Origin of the sequence: Paraburkholderia sp. RL18-085-BIA-A (assembly GCF_046027075.1) — a bacterium.
Taxonomy (GTDB): domain Bacteria; phylum Pseudomonadota; class Gammaproteobacteria; order Burkholderiales; family Burkholderiaceae; genus Paraburkholderia.
The window spans coordinates 135,637-153,929 of record NZ_JARESU010000004.1; the positions used below are offsets into that span (position 1 = coordinate 135,637).

At 64.0% G+C, this 18,293-nt stretch carries 15 protein-coding genes; 8 read left to right on the forward strand and 7 right to left on the reverse strand.

Annotated features, from left to right (window positions below; translation table 11 throughout):
• Positions 1-347: 347 nt before the first annotated feature.
• Positions 348-2,060 carry a SulP family inorganic anion transporter gene (locus P0D89_RS04395; RefSeq protein ID WP_408358409.1) on the forward strand — a complete coding sequence of 571 codons (1,713 nt, stop codon included), beginning with the start codon at positions 348-350 and terminating at the stop codon, positions 2,058-2,060.
• Between the two features lie 25 nt (positions 2,061-2,085).
• On the opposite strand, the gene P0D89_RS04400 is transcribed toward P0D89_RS04395, so the two are convergent.
• From P0D89_RS04400 to P0D89_RS04410, 3 genes are all read right to left on the reverse strand, one after another.
• A complete protein-coding gene (locus P0D89_RS04400; RefSeq protein ID WP_408358410.1) occupies positions 2,086-2,442 on the reverse strand; it encodes a hypothetical protein in 357 nt (118 codons plus the stop codon).
• Positions 2,443-2,512: 70 nt separating this feature from the next.
• Positions 2,513-3,151 (reverse strand): LysE family translocator, encoded by a 639-nt coding sequence (locus tag P0D89_RS04405; protein WP_408358411.1) that lies wholly within the window; start codon positions 3,149-3,151, stop codon positions 2,513-2,515.
• A gap of 194 nt (positions 3,152-3,345) precedes the next feature.
• The gene (locus P0D89_RS04410) at positions 3,346-4,224 is read right to left on the reverse strand and encodes a LysR family transcriptional regulator (protein ID WP_408358412.1); all 879 of its coding nucleotides are present in this window, start codon (positions 4,222-4,224) and stop codon (positions 3,346-3,348) included.
• A 120-nt stretch (positions 4,225-4,344) separates the two neighbouring features.
• Here P0D89_RS04410 and P0D89_RS04415 point away from each other — a divergent pair, with 120 nt between their 5' ends.
• The 6 genes from P0D89_RS04415 (at position 4,345) to P0D89_RS04440 (ending at position 13,414) form a co-directional block, all read left to right on the forward strand.
• Positions 4,345-4,779 carry a VOC family protein gene (locus P0D89_RS04415; protein ID WP_408358413.1) on the forward strand — a complete coding sequence of 145 codons (435 nt, stop codon included), beginning with the start codon at positions 4,345-4,347 and terminating at the stop codon, positions 4,777-4,779.
• A gap of 359 nt (positions 4,780-5,138) precedes the next feature.
• Positions 5,139-8,384: an efflux RND transporter permease subunit gene (locus P0D89_RS04420; RefSeq protein WP_408376197.1), complete on the forward strand. Its 3,246-nt coding sequence runs from the start codon at positions 5,139-5,141 to the stop codon at positions 8,382-8,384.
• A gap of 24 nt (positions 8,385-8,408) precedes the next feature.
• A complete protein-coding gene (locus P0D89_RS04425) occupies positions 8,409-9,632 on the forward strand; it encodes an efflux RND transporter periplasmic adaptor subunit (RefSeq protein ID WP_408358415.1) in 1,224 nt (407 codons plus the stop codon).
• Complete coding sequence (locus P0D89_RS04430; RefSeq protein WP_408358416.1) at positions 9,629-11,143, forward strand: efflux transporter outer membrane subunit; 1,515 nt, start codon at positions 9,629-9,631, stop codon at positions 11,141-11,143. The genes P0D89_RS04425 and P0D89_RS04430 overlap by 4 nt, the downstream gene beginning before the upstream one ends.
• A 133-nt stretch (positions 11,144-11,276) precedes the next feature.
• Positions 11,277-11,963, forward strand: a complete 687-nt coding sequence (locus tag P0D89_RS04435) for a heavy metal response regulator transcription factor (RefSeq protein ID WP_042328199.1) — start codon at positions 11,277-11,279, stop codon at positions 11,961-11,963.
• Positions 11,960-13,414, forward strand: a complete 1,455-nt coding sequence (locus tag P0D89_RS04440) for a heavy metal sensor histidine kinase (protein ID WP_408358417.1) — start codon at positions 11,960-11,962, stop codon at positions 13,412-13,414. Before P0D89_RS04435 ends, P0D89_RS04440 begins: the two co-directional genes overlap by 4 nt.
• On the opposite strand, the gene dinB is transcribed toward P0D89_RS04440, so the two are convergent.
• The 4 genes from dinB to P0D89_RS04460 all read right to left on the reverse strand — a co-directional run bounded on the left by dinB (position 13,381) and on the right by P0D89_RS04460 (position 16,775).
• Complete coding sequence (dinB, locus tag P0D89_RS04445; protein WP_408358418.1) at positions 13,381-14,547, reverse strand: DNA polymerase IV; 1,167 nt, start codon at positions 14,545-14,547, stop codon at positions 13,381-13,383. The genes P0D89_RS04440 and dinB overlap by 34 nt on opposite strands.
• Positions 14,548-14,920: 373 nt before the next feature.
• Positions 14,921-15,499, reverse strand: a complete 579-nt coding sequence (locus P0D89_RS04450; protein WP_408358419.1) for a YceI family protein — start codon at positions 15,497-15,499, stop codon at positions 14,921-14,923.
• A gap of 48 nt (positions 15,500-15,547) precedes the next feature.
• Positions 15,548-16,135 (reverse strand): YceI family protein, encoded by a 588-nt coding sequence (locus P0D89_RS04455; RefSeq protein ID WP_408358420.1) that lies wholly within the window; start codon positions 16,133-16,135, stop codon positions 15,548-15,550.
• Between the two features lie 85 nt (positions 16,136-16,220).
• Positions 16,221-16,775, reverse strand: a complete 555-nt coding sequence (locus P0D89_RS04460; protein ID WP_408358421.1) for a cytochrome b — start codon at positions 16,773-16,775, stop codon at positions 16,221-16,223.
• Positions 16,776-16,983: 208 nt separating this feature from the next.
• Here P0D89_RS04460 and P0D89_RS04465 point away from each other — a divergent pair, with 208 nt between their 5' ends.
• The gene (locus P0D89_RS04465) at positions 16,984-18,234 is read left to right on the forward strand and encodes an arsenic transporter (protein WP_408358422.1); all 1,251 of its coding nucleotides are present in this window, start codon (positions 16,984-16,986) and stop codon (positions 18,232-18,234) included.
• The last annotated feature ends 59 nt before the right edge of the window (positions 18,235-18,293 follow it).

Sequence of the window (18,293 nt, forward strand, 5' to 3'; positions counted from 1 at the left end):
CAGGCTCTCCCACATAAGTAGATCCAAGCGCTTATAAAAATATTTGTAATTCTTCGCAACAGAGCTTTGCGGTTTTCGTCATCCAATTCGCTTAACTATCCCTTAGACTTGCCAGTAACAGTTTGTTACGAGGTATGTGATGTTGGCCGTCGTTCTGGTTGCCTGTCCAATTTGCATCGTCGCGCTGTTCGGTTTTGCGCGGCATGTCGATCCGCAAACAGGTCATTTCAAGCGTTGAGTTTTCAGGCCGTGGGTCATTGCTCCGGCTGATCTTGCTTTAAGTCTTGCTTTTGCGTGCCGAGTCGCGGCACGATGCGCGATAACCTAAGTTTCGGGCGGTATCGCGTATGCGGGATTTTCTGGCGAATATCATCGCGCGCGCCGGCGTGCTGAAGGGCGTTCTTCCTTTGAGCCGTGCCGCGGCGGCGCGCGATGCGCTGGCCGGCGTGCAGCTTGCGTCGATGGATATTCCGCAAGTGCTCGGCTATGCGCGCATTGCCGGCATGCCCGCCGTTACCGGGCTCTACACGGTCTTTCTGCCGCTTGTCGCGTTCGCGTTTTTTGGTGCATCGCGGCACCTGGTGGTGGCCGCCGATTCCGCGACGGCCACCATTTTCGCGAGCCGTCTTTCGACGATGGCGCCGGCGTCGAGCGCCGAATACGCAGCGCTCGCCGCAATGGTCGCGTTGCTCACCGCTGGCCTGCTGTTCATCGCGCGCATCTTCAAACTGGGCTTTCTGGCCGACTTCCTGTCGCGCACCGTGCTGGTCGGCTTTCTCACCGGCGTCGGCTTGCAGGTCGGCATCGCGATGCTGGGCGACATGTTCGGCGTGCCCGGACACGCCGCGCGCAGCATCGATCAATTGCTGCTCGTGGTGCACGAGTCCGCGCGAATCAATCCGCCGACGCTCGCCATTTCGTTGCTGGTGGTCGTCGCGATTCTGGCGTGCAAGCGCTTCCTGCCGCGCGTGCCGGTGCCGTTGATCGCCGTCGTCGCGGGTATCGCGGCAAGCGACCTCTACGATTTCGCGGCGCGTGGCATCTCGGTGCTCGGACCCGTCGCGGGCGGCCTGCCGCCGTTGAGCATGCCATCGGTGACGTGGCAGCAGATGCTCGATCTGTTGCCGGTCGCGGCCTCGTGCTTCGTGATGATCGTCGCGCAAAGCGCCGCCGCGAGCCGCGTGTTCGCCGAGCGCTATCACGAACCGGTCGACACCAACGCCGATCTGCTCGGGATCGCCGCGGCCAATGCGGCAGCGGCGTTATCGGGCGCGTTCGTGGTGAACGGCAGCCCGACGCAAACCGCCATGGCCGATCGCGCGGGCACGCGCAGCCAGTTCGCGCAACTCGCGTTCGCGGCGACGGTGGTCGTGGTGCTGCTGTTTTTCAGCCGCTATCTGCGTTATCTGCCACATTGCATTCTCGCCAGCATCGTGTTCACGATCGCGATCGGCCTGATCGACCTGAAGACGCTGTTTGCGATTCGCCGCGAAAGTCCCGGCGAATTCGCGCTGGCGGTGTTCACCGCGGCGGCGGTGGTGCTGATCGGCGTCGAGCACGGCATTCTGGTCGCGGTGGCGTTATCGCTGCTGCGTCACGTGCGGCACAGCTACCGGCCTCACACGATGGTGCTCGTTCCTGGCGAGGACGGCGTCTGGGTGCCGGTGCCCGCCGCGCCGGGTATCCAGACAGAGCCGGGGCTGATCGTCTACCGCTTCGGCGCCGACCTGTTCTACGCGAACGATCATTTTTTCGTCGATGACATTCGCCGTCTGGTCGATCGCGCGCCGAGCGCGGTGCGCTGGCTGGTGATCGACGCGAGCGCGATCACCGATCTCGACTATTCGGCGGCGCGCTCGGTGGGCGAACTGTGCAACGCGCTCAAGCAGGGCGGTATGGAGGTGATCTTCGCGCGTGTGAACCAATATCTGCGCTCGGACATGGATCGGCATGGGATCACGCCGATCGTCGAGGAACGCTGCATTTTCGGCACGCTGCACGAGGCGCTGCTCACGGCGGGTATCGAGAAGCCGGATGCGCATGTGAAGCACGCGCCGTAGCGGAAGATTTTCGCGGGGACAGCGGCTAATGTTGCGGTTCGTCGGCGAAAAAGTAGCCGATGAAAAAGCATGCGCCAGCGATTGCCATGCCCAGCACGGCTACTGTGTAAGCGAGGGCGGTGCCGTGCCACAGACCGTCGAACCATTGATGAAGCTGCGCCATCAGCACCGCCGCATTGCCGCCGATACGCTGCAATTCGATCTGATAGCGCGGATCGACGGCGCTGTATCGGGCGATCGCGTCGTCGGGCGGCGGTGTGCTCGCGTAGATCAGCGCCGCCGCGATCAGCCCCGCGAGCAGCACGACGGTGCCCGCCAGATACAGCCGCTTCTGCAAGGGCGAGCGTTTCGCCGTCGGGTTCACATCGTTGCTACCGCTCATCGCTTTGGCTTGTCCACTTGGTTCGTCACGGCGACAGTATCGCAGAGCGGCGGCGCGCGTCGAACGCGCGCTAACTTTTCGAGGTCAGCATCTTGATGCCCGCGATGCCGAACATCAGCGCGAGCGAGCCGTCGAGCCAGCGCCGGATCGCAACATAGATGCGCCGCGCGGAAGCGGTCGAAAACAGCACCGCGTAGCTGCTGAACACCGTCACGCCGATCGCCATGCAACCGAGCACCACCGGCAACGTGTGCGACGTGCCGGTGGCGGGGGACACGGCCAGCGAGACGATCGACAGCCAGACCAGCACCGCTTTCGGATTGGTGAGATGCAGCAGCAGGCCTCGCAGATAGAGACGTTTGAGCGGCTCGCCCGGCCGAGCGTCGCCGATGGGCAACTTGCCGGGGCCGAATGCGGAACGCGCCGATTTGAAGCCGAGCCATAGGAGATACAACCCACCGGCGATCCGGATGGCCACCAGACACTCCGAATACCTGGCGAGCAGCGCCGATAAACCGAGCGACGCCAGCAGCGCCCAGGAGAACGAGCCCGACACCACGCCGAGCGCGAACGCTAATGCGGAGCGCCGGCCCGCGCTCATCGCGAGCGACATGATCGCGAGATTGCTGGGTCCGGGGCTCGCGGTGCCGACGAAGTAGGCGCTGTAGGCGATCAGGACATCGGCGGTGAGGATGGGGCTTGCGATCATGGTCTCTGGCACTCGGAGGCAAAGGAGCTGCCGGCACGCGGGGCGATGCGCGCACGCGTGACGAACATGGGATGAACGCGCGGTTCGATGTGTTTCGATGCACGAGCAGACGATTCTGCGCGCCACCGCGCGAATCTCACAGATACAGTTGACGGGCCGCACAACAGGACAATCAGGCATGCGGGCACGGCAACTCACACCCCCGCCGCCGCCCCGCCAATACAATCGGCCAACACATCCGTCACCGCTTGGCGGCTATGCCGTGGACGCTGCACGAGCCCGATCTCGCGCTGAAACGTCGCGTCACCGAGTTCGAGCGCGGCGACGCTCGCCGGCCACTTGCCGAGCCCCGCCGTGTTCGGAATCAGTGCCACCCCAATGCCGCGCGCGACCAGTTGCACGATCGCTTGCAACTCGTCCAGCTCGATCACGTCGCGCACGTTCAGACGCGAGCGCCGCAGAAACCGGTCGACCAGCCTGCCGCCAAACGATGTGCGATCGTAGCGGATGAACGGCTCGCTCTTGAGCAGCTCGCGCCAGCCGTGCTGGCCGCGCGCGAGCTTCTTCGGCACGAGCAGCACGAACGGCTCGGTGACGAGCGTGCGCCATTCGAGTTCGGACGGCAGCGTGAACGAAGGCTTGATGATGACGGCCAGATCGAGTTCGCCGGAATCCACTTGCCCGAGCAGACCCAGCGACACGCCTGGCACGACGCGAATCCGCCAGCCGGGTCGGTCGTCGCGAAAACGCGTCAGCGCATCGGCGAGAAACGACACTTGCGCGGAGGCGATCGCGCCCAGCCGCAGCATGCCGCTTTCGGCCGCCACTGCGCCGCGTTCGGAGAGCCGCGCATAGAGCGTCATCATTTCCTCGGCGAGCGCGAGCGTTTCACGGCCGGCGTCGTTGAGCGTCGCGGAGCGCCCGGTGCGGTCGAACAGCGCGAAGCCGAGCTGCTCTTCGAGCCGCTGCATCTGCGCGCTCACCGCCGATTGCGTCAGCCCGATGCGCGCGCCCGCGCCGGAGAACGTGCCGTACTGGCTGACGGCAATGAAGGTCTTCAGCTCGCTGAGCATTTTGATTGATCGAAATTGGTGATGGTGAGATCAAATATATATCGTTTTCCACCATTTTTGGTCATGGTTAAACTTGGTCCCACGTGTACACCAACCCCACTATCAGCGAGTCTTACCATCATGAGCGTTGCCGAAAACGTGTTGCCGCCGTTCCATCTGGCGTTTCCTGTTCATAGTCTGGCCGCCGCCCGCGAGTTCTACGGCGAACTGCTGGGCTGTCCGGAAGGACGCAGCTCGGACGAGTGGGTCGATTTCAACTTCTACGGCCATCAGATCGTCGCGCACCTCGCGCCGGACGAGATCGGCCATCGTCAGACCAGCAAGGTCGACGGCGATGCGGTGCCGGTCCGTCACTTCGGCGCGGTGCTGTCGATGGAGCAATGGCAGGCCGCCGCCGACAAGCTGCGCAACGCGGGCATGGACTTCATCATCGAGCCGCACGTGCGCTTCAAGGGCGAAGTCGGCGAGCAGGCGACGATGTTCTTCCTCGACCCGTCGGGCAATGCGCTGGAGTTCAAGGCGTTCGCCGATATGTCGTCGCTGTTCGCCAAGTAGGCATCGAAAGCGCCGCGAAGAGAGAAGGCCGGTCGACCATCGAGGTCGACCGGCCTTTCTTCATTCATTCAAGCGGTGAAGTATTTGCTTTGCACAAGTCAATCTGAACGAATATTCCACAACACTTCGCATCGCCGCGACACTTCACGCGGACCAACGTGCATCGAACAGCGCTTATTCTTGATTCAACAAACGTTTGCTTATCGCCAAAACCACCGACGTCCGATTAGCATCGCCGCTTTCATTTAGCTTCCTGACATTTCTGCCATTTTCGCGCCATGCAGGTGTTGGTGCCACCGATCTAGCATAAGCGCTGATTCCCTGCATCTTCCTACCTGCACTCTCTCGGGCGCGTTTCAATGTGGATCGTCAACGTAGCGCTTAAGCGGCCATACACGTTCATCGTGATGGCCATTCTGATCTTGCTGGCGACGCCATTCGTGCTGTTCACCACGCCGGTCGACGTGCTGCCGGAAATCAATATTCCGGTGGTCAGCATCATCTGGACGTACACGGGTCTGTCGGCCGAGGACATGGCCAACCGCATCACGTCGGTCAACGAGCGCAGCTTGACCACCACGGTCAACAACATCGAGCACATCGAATCGCAATCGCTCGCGGGCATCACGATCCTGAAGGTGTTCCTGCAGCCGAACGCGAACATCCAGACCGCGATTGCGCAGACCGTCGCCGTCGAACAGGCACAGGTCAAGCAGATGCCGCCGGGCGCGACGCCGCCTCTGGTAATCAGTTATTCGGCCTCCAGCATTCCGGTGATCCAGCTCGGCCTGTCGAGCCCGAAGCTCTCCGAGCAGGCGCTGAACGACACCGCGCTGAACTTCCTGCGCCCGCAGCTCGTCACGATTCCTGGCGCGGCCGTGCCGTACCCCTATGGCGGCAAATCGCGTCTGATCTCGGTCGACCTCGACACGCGCGCGCTGCTCGCCAAAGGCCTGACGCCTTCCGACGTAGTCGGCGCGTTCAACGCGCAAAACCTGATTCTGCCGACCGGCACGGCCAAGATCGGGCCGAAGGAATACACGATCAACATGAACGGCTCGCCCGCCACGGTGGAAGGGCTCAACGACATTCCGGTGCGCACGCTCAACGGCGCGACGACTTACTTGCGTGAAGTCGCGCACGTGCGCGACGGCTTCTCGCCGCAGACCAACATCGTGCGGCAGAACGGCCATCGCGGCGTGCTGATCTCGGTGCTGAAGAACGGCAATGCGTCGACCTTGTCGATCGTCGATACGCTCAAAGGGCTGTTGCCTGGCGCGCGCGCCGCGTTGCCGCCGGACCTGAACATCACGGCGCTGTTCGATCAGTCGGTGTTCGTGAAAGCGGCCGTGCAGGGCGTGGTGCGCGAAGCGCTGATCGCCGCCGCGCTGACCGCCGCGATGATCCTGCTGTTTCTCGGCAACTGGCGCAGCACCTGCATCATCGCGATCTCGATTCCGCTGTCGATCCTGTCCTCGTTGATCATGCTGCACGCGCTCGGGCAGACCATCAACATCATGACGCTCGGCGGGCTCGCGCTGGCGGTCGGGATTCTGGTCGACGACGCGACGGTGACGATCGAGAACATCGAACGGCATCTGCACATGGGCACCAATCTGCACGATGCGATTCTCGACGGCGCGGGCGAAATCGCGATTCCGGCGCTCGTGTCGACGCTGTGCATCTGTATCGTGTTCGTGCCGATGTTCTTTCTGACCGGTGTCGCGCGATACCTGTTCGTGCCACTCGCCGAAGCGGTGGTGTTCGCGATGCTCGCGTCGTACATTCTGTCGCGCACGCTGGTGCCGACTCTCGCGATGATGTTGATGGGCCACGCGCACAAGCCCAAGCCCGATGCGAAGCCGAATCTGTTCATGCGTGTCTACCGGCGCTTCGATAGCGGCTTCGAGCGTATGCGCTCGGCGTACATCATGATTCTCAGCAGCCTGCTGGTGCGGCGCGGGCGGTTCGGCAGTCTGTTTCTCGGCTTCTGCGTGGTGTCGATGGGGCTTGTGTTCGTGCTCGGCGAGGACTTCTTCCCGAGCGTCGACGCGGGCGACATCCGTCTGCACATGCGTGCGCCGACCGGCACGCGCATCGAGGAAACCGCGCGTCTTGCCGACCAAGTCGAAAAGGTGATTCGCGAAGTCGTGCCGCCGCAGGAGCTGGGCACGATTCTCGACAACCTCGGCTTGCCGTATAGCGGCATCAACCTCTCATACAGCAACTCGGGCACGATCGGCACGCTCGACGGAGAGATTCAGGTGGCGCTGAACGAAAACCACAAGCCGACGCAGATGTACATGGACAAGCTGCGCACCATCCTGCCGCAGCGCTTTCCGGGCGTCGAGTTCTTCTTTCAGCCGGCCGACATCGTCACGCAGATTCTCAACTTCGGCTTGCCCGCCGCGGTGGACGTGCAGATTTCCGGCGCGAATCAGGAAGGCAACTTCGACGTTGCGCGCAAGCTGATGAAACAGGTGCGGCTGATTCCCGGCACCGTCGACACGCACATCCAGCAGAAGCTCGACGAACCGGCGATCAACCTTCAGATGGACCGCACGCGTTTGCAGCAACTCAATCTGAGCGCGAGCAACGTCGCGCAGAACGTGCTGATTTCCTTGTCGGGCAGCTCGCAGACGTCGCCGGGCTTCTGGTTCAACAACAAGAACGGCGTCGAGTACAACGTCGCGGTGCAGACGCCGCAGTACCAGGTATCGTCGATCGACGAACTGTTGCGCACGCCGGTATCGGGTTCCGCCACCGGGCCCACGCAACTGCTCGGCAACCTGGTGCGGGTCTCGCCGCAGACCCAGTTCGCGGAAGTCACGCACTACAACATCAGGCCGGTGATCGACCTGTACGTGAGCGTCGAGAAGCGCGACCTCGGCAGCGTGGCGAATCAGGTCGACAAGCTCGTGGACAATGTGCGTGCGTCGCTGCCGCGCGGCAGTCAGATCACCGTGCGCGGCCAGGTGCAGACCATGCGCAGTTCGTTCTTCGGGCTCGGCCTGGGCGTGGCGATGGCAATCGTGCTGGTCTATCTGCTGATCGTGGTGAACTTCCAGTCGTGGGTCGATCCGCTGATCATCGTCAGCGCGTTGCCGGCGGCGCTAGCGGGCATCGTGTGGATGCTGTTTTTGACCGGCACGCATCTGAGCGTGCCGGCCCTGACCGGCGCGATCATGACGATGGGCGTCGCCACCGCCAACAGTATTCTGATGGTCTCGTTCGCGCGGCAGCGGCTGTCCGCCGGCGCACCGCCGCTCACCGCCGCGCTCGAAGCGGGCGCGAGCCGGATCAGGCCGGTGCTGATGACCGCGTTCGCGATGATCATCGGCATGATTCCGATGGCGCTGGGTCTTGGCGAAGGCGCCGAGCAGAATGCGCCGCTCGGCCGCGCGGTGATCGGCGGCTTGCTGTTTGCAACGGTGTCCACGCTGTTCTTCGTGCCGATCGTGTTCGCGGGCATTCATACCCGCCTCGCGCGCCGTCACCGCGACGACGACACGGACCATCCGGATCACGGCGGCGACGGCGGCAAAGATAAAGACGGCAACGACGGCCCCGCGCCGGATCACGGCGGCACTCCCGCGCCCGCGTAAAAAGTTAAACGATGGCTGACTGAAATGACCGAAAAAACTCATGCATCGCTAGCGATCCCCTCGCGGGAGACTGAAGGGGGGCACGCGCTGCCGCCGCGTCATCGCGAATGGAAGCGCGCGAAAATCGCCGTCTGCATCGTGCTGGTGCTGCTCGCGGTGGGCGCGTTGCGCACCGTGATCGCGAACGTGATGCAAAACCGTTCCGTCGAGGCAACCACGCAACAGAACGCCACGCAATACGTGACCGTGGTGAGCCCGACGCAGACCGAAAGCGGCGGCAACACGCTGTTGCCGGGCACCTTGCGCGGCTACGTCGAATCGCCGATCTACGCGCGCTCGACCGGTTACCTGCTGCACTGGTACGCCGACATCGGCACGCAAGTGAAGCAGGGTCAATTGCTGGCCGAACTCGACACGCCCGAAATCGATCAGGAACTCGCGCAGGCATTGGCGCAGCGTCAGCAAACCAGTTCGAGCCTCGGCCTCGCCAGGAGCTCGCTGGAGCGCTGGCAGCAATTGCGTCAACGCGATGCGGTCTCGCAGCAGGAACTCGACGAGCGGCAAAGCACCTACACGCAGGACGTCGCCAATCTCGCCGCCGCCGATGCCAACGTCAAACGCCTGCAGCAGCTCGAATCGTTCAAGCGGATCGTTGCGCCGTTCGCGGGCGTGGTCACGCAGCGCAACGTCGATGTCGGCGATCTGATCGACGCGGGCAGCGGCACGAGCCGCGCGCTGTTCGCGCTCGCGCAGTCGGACCCGCTGCGGGTCTACGTGCAATTGCCGCAGGCGTACGCGCAGAACGTGTCGGTCGGACAGAAGGTGGTGGTCACGCAGGCGGAATTGCCGGGCCAGCAATTCAACGGCACGGTCACGCACATTTCCGGCGCGATCGACGTGCCCACCCGCTCGTTGCAGATCGAAGTGACGCTGCCCAATCCCGACAACAAGCTGCGGCCCGGCGCGTACGTGCAGGTCGCGGTGCCGCAGACGGCGCACGCCGAGCTGTCGGTGCCCGGCAATGCGCTGCTGTTTCGCGCCGAAGGTCCGCGTCTCGCAGTGGTCGATGCAAAGGGCAACGTGCAGTTGCACAAGATCGTGATCGCGCGGGACCTCGGCCAGTCGCTCGAAATCGAAAGCGGGATCGAGCCGGGCGACCGGATCATCATCAACCCGAGCGACTCGATCGCCGACGGCGATCACGTGCAGGTCACGCAGCCGGGCAAGAACGGCAAGGGGGCGTCGTGAAGTTCACGCGTGCATGCCGGGCGATCACGACGCTCGCGGGCGCGGCGGGCGTCGCGAGCGTGACGTTGCTGGCCGCGTGCACGGTCGGCCCGGACTATCAGCGGCCAGAGGCCGACGTGCCGCCCGCCTGGCACACCGATTCGTTCTGGCGGCTCGCCGCGCCGTCGCACGCGCCGGTCTCGCCGGACTGGTGGAGCGGCTTCGGCGACCCGACGCTCGCCACGCTCGAAACCCAGGCGCTCGCGCAAAATCAGACGCTGGTCGCCGCGAGCGCGCACTACGAGCAGGCCAGGGCGACGCTCGCGAACACCAGCGCGCAACGCGTTCCGGAAGTCGATTTCAGTGCCACGGCAGCGCGCTTCAGGATTTCGCAGAACCGGCCGCTGACCAACTACGCGACGCCGACCGAGTCGACGGTCCAAAACAGTCTGCAACTCGGGCCGACGATCTACTACGACACCGATCTATTCGGGCGGATACGTCGCGAAGTGGAAGGCGCGAAGGCTTCCGAGCAGCAATCGGCGGACGATCTCGCGAACGCGCGGCTCGTGCTCACCACCGATCTCGCCACCGACTATTTCTCGCTGCGCGAACTCGACGCCGAGATCGACGTGCTGAATCAGTCGGTGAAACTGCAGCAGAAGGCACTCGATTACGTGAGCTCCGAGCATGACCTCGGCTCGGTATCGGGGCTCGAAGTGTTGCAGCAGAAGTCGCTGCTCGACTCGACGCAGGTGCAGGCGCAACTGCTGCTGAACCTGCGCGCGCAATTCGAGCATGCGATCGCCGCGCTGGTCGGCGTGCCGGCCCCCCAGTTCGCGATCGAACCCAAGGTGCTCGACGCGAAGGCGCCGCCGATCCCACTCGGCGTGCCTAGCGACGTGCTGCAACGGCGCCCTGACATCGCGTCGGCGGAGCGCGCGATGGCGGCGGCCAACGCGCAGATCGGCGTTGCCAAGGCGGCGTTCTTTCCGAGCCTGACGCTGACGCCGGGGATCGGATGGGAGAGCACGCAGTTCGCCAGTCTGCTGAGCGCGCCCTCGCTGATGTGGACGCTCGGCGCGACGGTCGGCCAGGTGCTGTTCGACGGCGGCCGCCGCGCGGCCAACGTCCAGTTCGCGAGCGAGGGCTACAAGGCCACCGAGGCGATCTATCGGCAAACCGTGCTCAATGCGTTCCAGCAGGTGCAGGACGGCATCACGGGCCTGTCGGTGCTGGACGGCGCGGCGAAGCAGTCGCATGAGGCGGTGGGCGATGCGCAGCGCCTGCTGTCGCTCGCCACCGACCGCTATTCCGGCGGCCTCGTCGCGTATCTCGACGTGATCACCGCGCAGCAGTCGCTGCTCAACAGCGAGCGCCAGGACGTGCAGATCCACGGCCAGCAGATGACTTTGTCGGTGGCGCTAGTGAAGGCGCTCGGCGGCGGCTGGGATGCCGGCGCCGACCTCGCGACCGCGCCGAAGGATGCGCAGCCTGCCGCGACGAAGGAGGCGATGGCTCCCGCACGGTGAGCCGCCGGTCCATGATGAAGCCGCACCCGCAAAAGGATTCAAAGGTGTTTCGTATAATGCAGAGTCAAGCAACTACGTTGCATGGGACCGGAGTAAGCGCTAAAGCGCTAACTCCGATCGACAGGGAACGAGCATGAAATTGCTGATTGTTGAAGATGAGCACAAGGTGGTGGACTACCTGCGCTCCGGTTTGACAGAGCAGGGCTGGGTCGTCGACGTCGCGCTCGATGGCGAGGAAGGCATGCATCTGGCCACCGAATTCGATTACGACGTGATCGTCCTCGACGTGATGCTGCCCAAGCGCGACGGCTTCAGCGTGCTCAAGGCGCTGCGGATGCGCAAATCGACGCCGGTCATCATGCTGACCGCCCGCGATCACGTGAACGACCGTGTGCGCGGCCTGCGCGAAGGCGCGGACGACTACCTCACCAAACCCTTTTCCTTCCTCGAACTGGTGGAGCGGCTGCATGCGCTCGCGCGCCGCACGCGCTCGCAGGAGTCGACGCTGATTTCGGTCGGCGATCTGTTCGTCGATCTGATCGGCCGGCGCGCGACGCGCGACGGCGTGCGCCTCGACCTGACCGCGAAGGAATTCCAGCTGCTCAGCGTGCTCGCGCGGCGGCAGGGCGACATTCTGTCGAAAACCGCCATCACCGAACTCGTCTGGGACGTCAATTTCGACAGCCACACCAATGTGGTCGAGACCGCGATCAAACGGTTGCGCGCCAAGCTCGACGGCCCGTTCCCGTCGAAGCTGCTGCACACCGTGCGCGGCATGGGCTACGTGCTGGAAGTGCGCGAAGAGGCGGAGTCGTCATGAACCGGTCCATCGCCCGCCGCCTTGCGCTGATGTTCGCGCTCGTCGCGCTGTTCGTGTTCACGCTGGTGGGCACCGGGCTTATCCTCGTGCTGCGCACGCAGCTCGAACATCACCTGCGCGAGTCGCTCGACGATCGCACGCAGATCGCGCACATCATCGTCTTTCATGCGGGGACGCAGGAAAAGTGGCGCATAACCCGCGAAAAACTCACTGACATGACGCCGCACGACGGCAGCACGGTGTACTCGGTGTCGAGCGCGGACCCGTATTTCAACTACGGCAAGCCGGTCGAAGGCCGGGTCGTGAAGAGCTGGTCCGGCGGCTACGCGCGCGTGAGTCCGGCCGGCGGCGGCCAGGACATGCTTACGTACACACAGACCGTACCGGCTTACGGTACCCGGCCGGCGGTGCAATTGCAGGTGGCGTCGAGCTATTCGCCCAACGTGCGCACGATGCGCGTGTTCGGTTCGGCGCTCGCCGCGCTGTCCGCATTGGGAAGTCTTGCCGTGCTGCTGCTCAGCTATTCAGTGACGCGGCTCGGCCTCGCGCCGCTCACGCGCCTCACGCGCGACGCGTCCGCCGTGAGCCCGAACAACCGCTCGCAACGTCTGAACACCGCGTCGCTGCCGTTCGAACTGAACGATCTCGCCAACTCGTTCAACGGCGCGCTCGAACGTCTGGACGGCGCGTACGGCCGCCTCGAATCGTTCAACGCGGATGTCGCGCACGAGTTACGCACGCCGGTGACGATCCTGATCGGCCAGACCGAAGTGGCGCTGACGCGCAACCGTTCGGTCGACGATCTGCGCCACACGCTGCAATCGAATCTCGAAGAGTTCGAGCGCATGCGCGCGATCATCAACGACATGCTGTTCCTCGCCCGCGCCGATCAGGGCGAGCGCGCAACCGGGCTGATCGACGTGTCGCTGGCCGCGGAAGTCGCGCATACGCTGGAGTTTCTGGAGATCCCGCTCGAAGAGGCGCGCGTGCATGCGCGATTGCATGGCGACGCGCAGGCGCGCGTGAACCGCTCGCTGTTCGGCCGCGCGTGCACGAATCTGCTGATGAACGCGATCCAGCATTGCGAGCCGGGCGCCGGGATCAGCGTGACGATCGTGCGCGACGGCGATCACGTGCGCGTCACGGTCGCCAACCCCGGCGAGCCGATCGCGCCGGACGTGCTCGAACATCTGTTCGACCGCTTCTATCGCGCGGAAGTGTCGCGCACCAATAGCCGCGAAAATCATGGGCTGGGTCTGGCGATCGTGAAGGCGATCGCCGAGATGCATCGCGGCACCGTGTCGGCGCATAGCGAACGCGGGATCAACACGTTTGCGTTTTCGGTCGCGGTCTCGCAGATCGACAGGGGCGCGCAGACGATGCGCCCAGGCGCCGGCGTGACGGTGGAAGCGGACGGCTACTCGTCGCTGGCGAAAGGCAAGTCGGCCTGAACCGGCACGCGCCGCTTCGACGCTTGCGCGTTGGCCGGCGTCAACGCGCTCACGCGCACGCCGAGCAGCCGCAGCTTGCGATTCAACTCCACTCGCCGCAGACATTCGGTCGCCGCGCGGCGGATTTCGATCGCGTCGGCAGTCGGCTCGTCCAACGTCAGATCGCGCGTGACCGTGCGGAAATCGTCGTAGCGCAACTTGATCCCCACGGTCCGGCCCACGTAGCCCTTGCGCACGAGATCTTCCGCGACCCGCACGCACAAGCCGGTAAACGAACTGGACAGCGCGGGGCGGTCATGGCGCGGATGCAGATCGCGTTCGAAGGTGGTCTCGCGGCTCATCGACTTGGGCTCCGATTCGACCACCACCGGCCGCTCGTCGTGACCCTGGGCGACCTGCATCAGCCAGGCCGAATAGCTGCGCCCGAAGTTGTCCTGCAACAGTCCCGCGTCCGCCGCCGCCAGATCGCCGACCGTCGCGAGGCCGAGCGCCGCGAGCTTTTCGGCGGCCTTCGGACCGATGCCATTGACCTTGCGCACCGGCAGCGGCCACACGCGCAACGGCACGTCGGCCGGCGTGAGGATCGTGAGACCGTCGGGTTTGTCGAGTTCCGAGCCGATCTTCGCGAGCAGCTTGTTGGGCGCCACGCAAATCGAGCAGGTGAGGCCGGTGGCCTGATTGACCGCCTGCTTGATGCGCGCGGCGATCTCGCGCGGTTCGCCCGGCAAGTCGGTGAGGTCGATATAGATTTCGTCGATGCCGCGATCTTCGACGCGGTCGGTGAACGTCGCGACCGCCGCCTTGAACAGACGCGAGTAACGGCGGTACGAGTCGAAGTCGGTGGGCAGCAGGATTGCATCCGGCGCGAGCGCGGCCGCTTTCATCATGCCCATCGCGGAGAACACGCCGAGCGCTCGCGCTTCGTAAGTGGACGTGGTCACGACGCCGCGGCCCGCGTAGTCGCGCAGCTTCGCAAAGCGGCGGCTGCCGTCCGCGAGCGTTTGCGGCACGCCGTCGCGACCGCCGCCGATCACCACCGCCTGGCCGCGCAGTTCCGGATAGCGCAAAAGCTCGACGGACGCGTAGAACGCGTCCATGTCGAGATGCGCGATGCGGCGGACGGGGGCACTCATGGGCGGTGAAAGCAGATGACGGAGACGGCGCTGCGCAGGTCGTGGGGCGGGCGCCAAACCGTAATAGTACCTTGCTCCGCCGGCGCGAGCGCGGGCTATACCGCTGACGGCTCTACGTTCGAGCGGTGCGGTTCAGTTCAGAGGGGGAAAAGCGGACGCTGATGACTGATCGTCGCGCTCAAGGTTTTGCCGCGCGGCGAGACCGGAAGTCATGAACTGAAAACTCTGCCGGACAAGCGCTTCAATCCGCTGTTCCGAGTGAAACAGCCCCTGTTTGAAGGCCCATTCCGTGAAGAACGGTCGCGGCAAGCTGGGCGGCCATCTCGACCCGTTGCCGCAACCGTGTGACGCGAGCTTGTGTCAAGCCCGGAGATTACTGCTTGATGCCTTCAGCCTGAATATGCAGCGTGGTCAGCATCTTGAAACCGTAAGCCTTGCCGAAGTCGATGCCGAAGTCGTCGCGATTGAACGTCGCGGTCGATTCCGTGCCGCACACTTCGCGCTTGAGCATCGGATTGGTGAAGCACTTGAACGATTCGATCTTCAGGTTGACGGGCTTGGTGATGCCGTGCATCGTCAGCGTGCCGATCACTTCCACCGGCTTGTCACCGTCGAAGTGGATCTGCGTGCCCTTGTAGGTGGCCGTTGGGTACTTCGCGGCGTCGAAGAACTTGTCGGTCACGAGTTCGGCGTCGAGCTTGTCGTTGCCGATGTCCACCGAGTTCATGTCGATCGTCACGTCGACCGTGCCGGTCTTTGCCGCGCGATCCAGCACCACGGTGCCGCTGCTTTTCTTGAACTTGCCGCGCCAGATCGAGATGCCGCCGAAGTGATCGGTTTCGAAGCTCGGATACGTGTGGGTCGGATCGAGCTGATACGTATCGGCGGCCATCGCATTGAACGACAATGCAGCGGCGAGCGCGCCTGCGGCAAGCAGAAAAGATTTCTTCAAGGTGTTCTCCAGGTTTCAGAAAGTGCAGCGATGCTTAGGTGTTATGCGTTACTTCTTCGAAGTGACGAGGTGAAATTTGATGACGACTTCGTCGGCGACGACGGACGTGTCTTTCCATTCGCCCGTGCCGACATCGAACTGCGAGCGTTTGATCGGCAACGAGCCGTCGAAGGTTTGCGTGGCGCCCTGGCTCGCGATGATGACCGGCACCACGACGGTTTGCGACTTGCCCTTGATGGTCAGCTTGCCGGTGACCTTGTACTGGTTGCCGCCGGCCGGCGCGATCGCGCTCGACACGAAGGTCGCGGCGGGCCAGGCCGCGCTGTCGAACCATTCCTTGCCTTGCGCCTGCTTGTTGTAGTCGTCGGCGCCGAGGTCGTAGCTGGCGGTGTCGATCGTCACGTTGGCGTTGCCGGCGGCCGGCTTCGCCGGATCGAAGTTCAGTTGCGCCGAGAACTTCCTGAACTTTCCGTCGACCGGCACGTTCATCTGCTTCGTCGTGGCGACCACCGTGCTTTTGCTCAGGTCGACGTCGGCATGCGCGAGGCCGGCGCCGAACATTGAAAAAGCGGCGAGACCGGCGAGCGCCGCGCGACGAACGGATTGGAAAGCGGTTGATTTCATGGTGGTACGCATCCTATCGAACCCGCGTGCGTGAATTGCACGCTGTTGGGAATTAGATTGCCAACCAGAGGTGACCAATCGGCAGTTGCTAAGGTCGTTACTTGAGGAACGGAATCATCCGCGCGAGTAATCCGTCACGGTCGACGAACTGATGCTTGAGCGCCGCCAGCACATGCATGACGACGAGCGCCAGCAACGTGTAATTGAGCAGCACGTGGGCCGTGCGCAGCGTGGCCTTGAGCGCCTGATCCGGGCCGATGAACGTGGGCAGCGGCACGACGCCCAGGTACACCACCTGAATGCCGGCCGCCGAACTGTAGAAGTAGCCGGACAGCGGGATCGCCAGCATCAGCAGGTACAGCACGCCGTGCACCAGATGGGCCGCCGCCTTCTGCCACGCGGGCGTCGCGTCATCGAGCCGCGGCGCGCGGTGCGTGGCGCGCCACAGAATGCGCAGCACGGCAAGCGCGAACATGGTCACGCCGATCCACTTGTGCCACGAGAAGTACTTCAGCTTGGTGGGCGTGAAGCCGGGGATATCGGTCATGATCCAGCCGAGATAGAACCCGCAGATGATCAGCGCGGCGATCAGCCAGTGCAGCGCGATGGCCGCGCCGGTGTAGCGTTCGGAACGGGAGGAACGTGATGGCATTCGCTTGTGCTCGGGGTTGGCGAGGTATCGAGTGAGAACGCGGATGGTAGGCAGGCCGATGAAAACTGAATAGCCGGGTGCGAAGGAACAGATTGTTGTGGCGGTGACGCTAATCTAATGAAATGCGCTCGCGGTGTGGTAATTTTCCGGCTGACTCGCAACGAGACCACATCAGCAACCACGCAACTGATCTTCCAGGGCCTACGCTGTGAATTCCGTTTTCCTCTCTTGGGGTATCGCCGCGCTGGCCACGGCCGGCGTCATCACCCGGCCGTTCAAATGGCCTGAAGCAGTGTGGGCCGTCGCGGGCGCGCTCTTGCTGGTGTCGCTCGGACTGTTGCCGGTGCATCTCGCGATCGAGGCAATCGGCAAGGGCACCGACGTCTACCTGTTCCTGTTCGGCATGATGCTGCTGTCGGAAGTCGGCCGCCGCGAAGGTCTGTTCGACTGGGTCGCCGTGCTCGCGGTCAATCACGCGCAAAGCTCGCCGCGCAGGCTCTTCGTGCTGGTGTACCTGGTCGGCGTGGTGATCACCGCGTTTCTGTCCAACGACGCCACCGCGGTCGTGCTCACGCCGGCCGTGTTCGCCGCCGCGAAGAAAGCGAAGACGCCGCCGCTGCCGTTGCTGTTCATCTGCGCTTTCGTCGCCAACGCAGCGAGTTTCGTGCTGCCGATTTCGAATCCGGCCAACATCGTGCTGTACGGCAACCACACGCCCGCGCTCGGCGCGTGGATGATGCGCTTCACGCTGCCGTCCGTGCTATCGGTCGCCGCGACTTACGTGATGTTGCGCTGGACCCAGCGCGACGCGCTCGCGGGCGTTTGCGAAGCGAATCTCGAACCGGTCGAATTGTCGTCGAGCGGACGGGTCGCGCTGGCGGGGATCGCGGTGACGGCGGGCGTGCTGCTGACGGTGTCCGCCTACGATATCGCGCTCGGCATGCCGACCGCGATACTCGGTGCGTTGACCGCGCTGGTCGTGTTGATTCAGGAGCGCAAATCGCCGCTGCCGATGATCCGCGAAATTTCGTGGAGCGTGCTGCCGCTGGTGGCGGCGCTGTTCGTGCTGGTCGAGATGCTCAATCACACCGGTGTCATCACGACGCTCGCCACGACGCTGCGGCGCGCGACCGAACACAACGAAATGGCGACGGCGGGATGGGCCGGCGCTCTCATCGCGTTCGGCAGCAATCTGATGAACAACTTGCCGGCGGGGCTGATCGCCAGTTCCACGGTAATCCAGGCGCAGAGTCCGGAGCGTGTGATCGACGCGCTTCTGATCGGTGTCGATCTTGGTCCGAACCTGTCGATCACCGGTTCGCTCGCGACCATTCTCTGGCTCAACGCGATTCGCCGCGAAGGCGAAGACGTGAGCTTCATGAAGTTCCTGAAGGTCGGCGTGCTCGTGATGGTGCCGGCCCTCGTGCTGGCGCTCGGCGTGCGGCTGCTGACCGGCTGAGCGGGCGGCGTGCCGGCGTGATGCGCCGCCGCGTGTGCAGTCACCGCGCGCATTCGTTC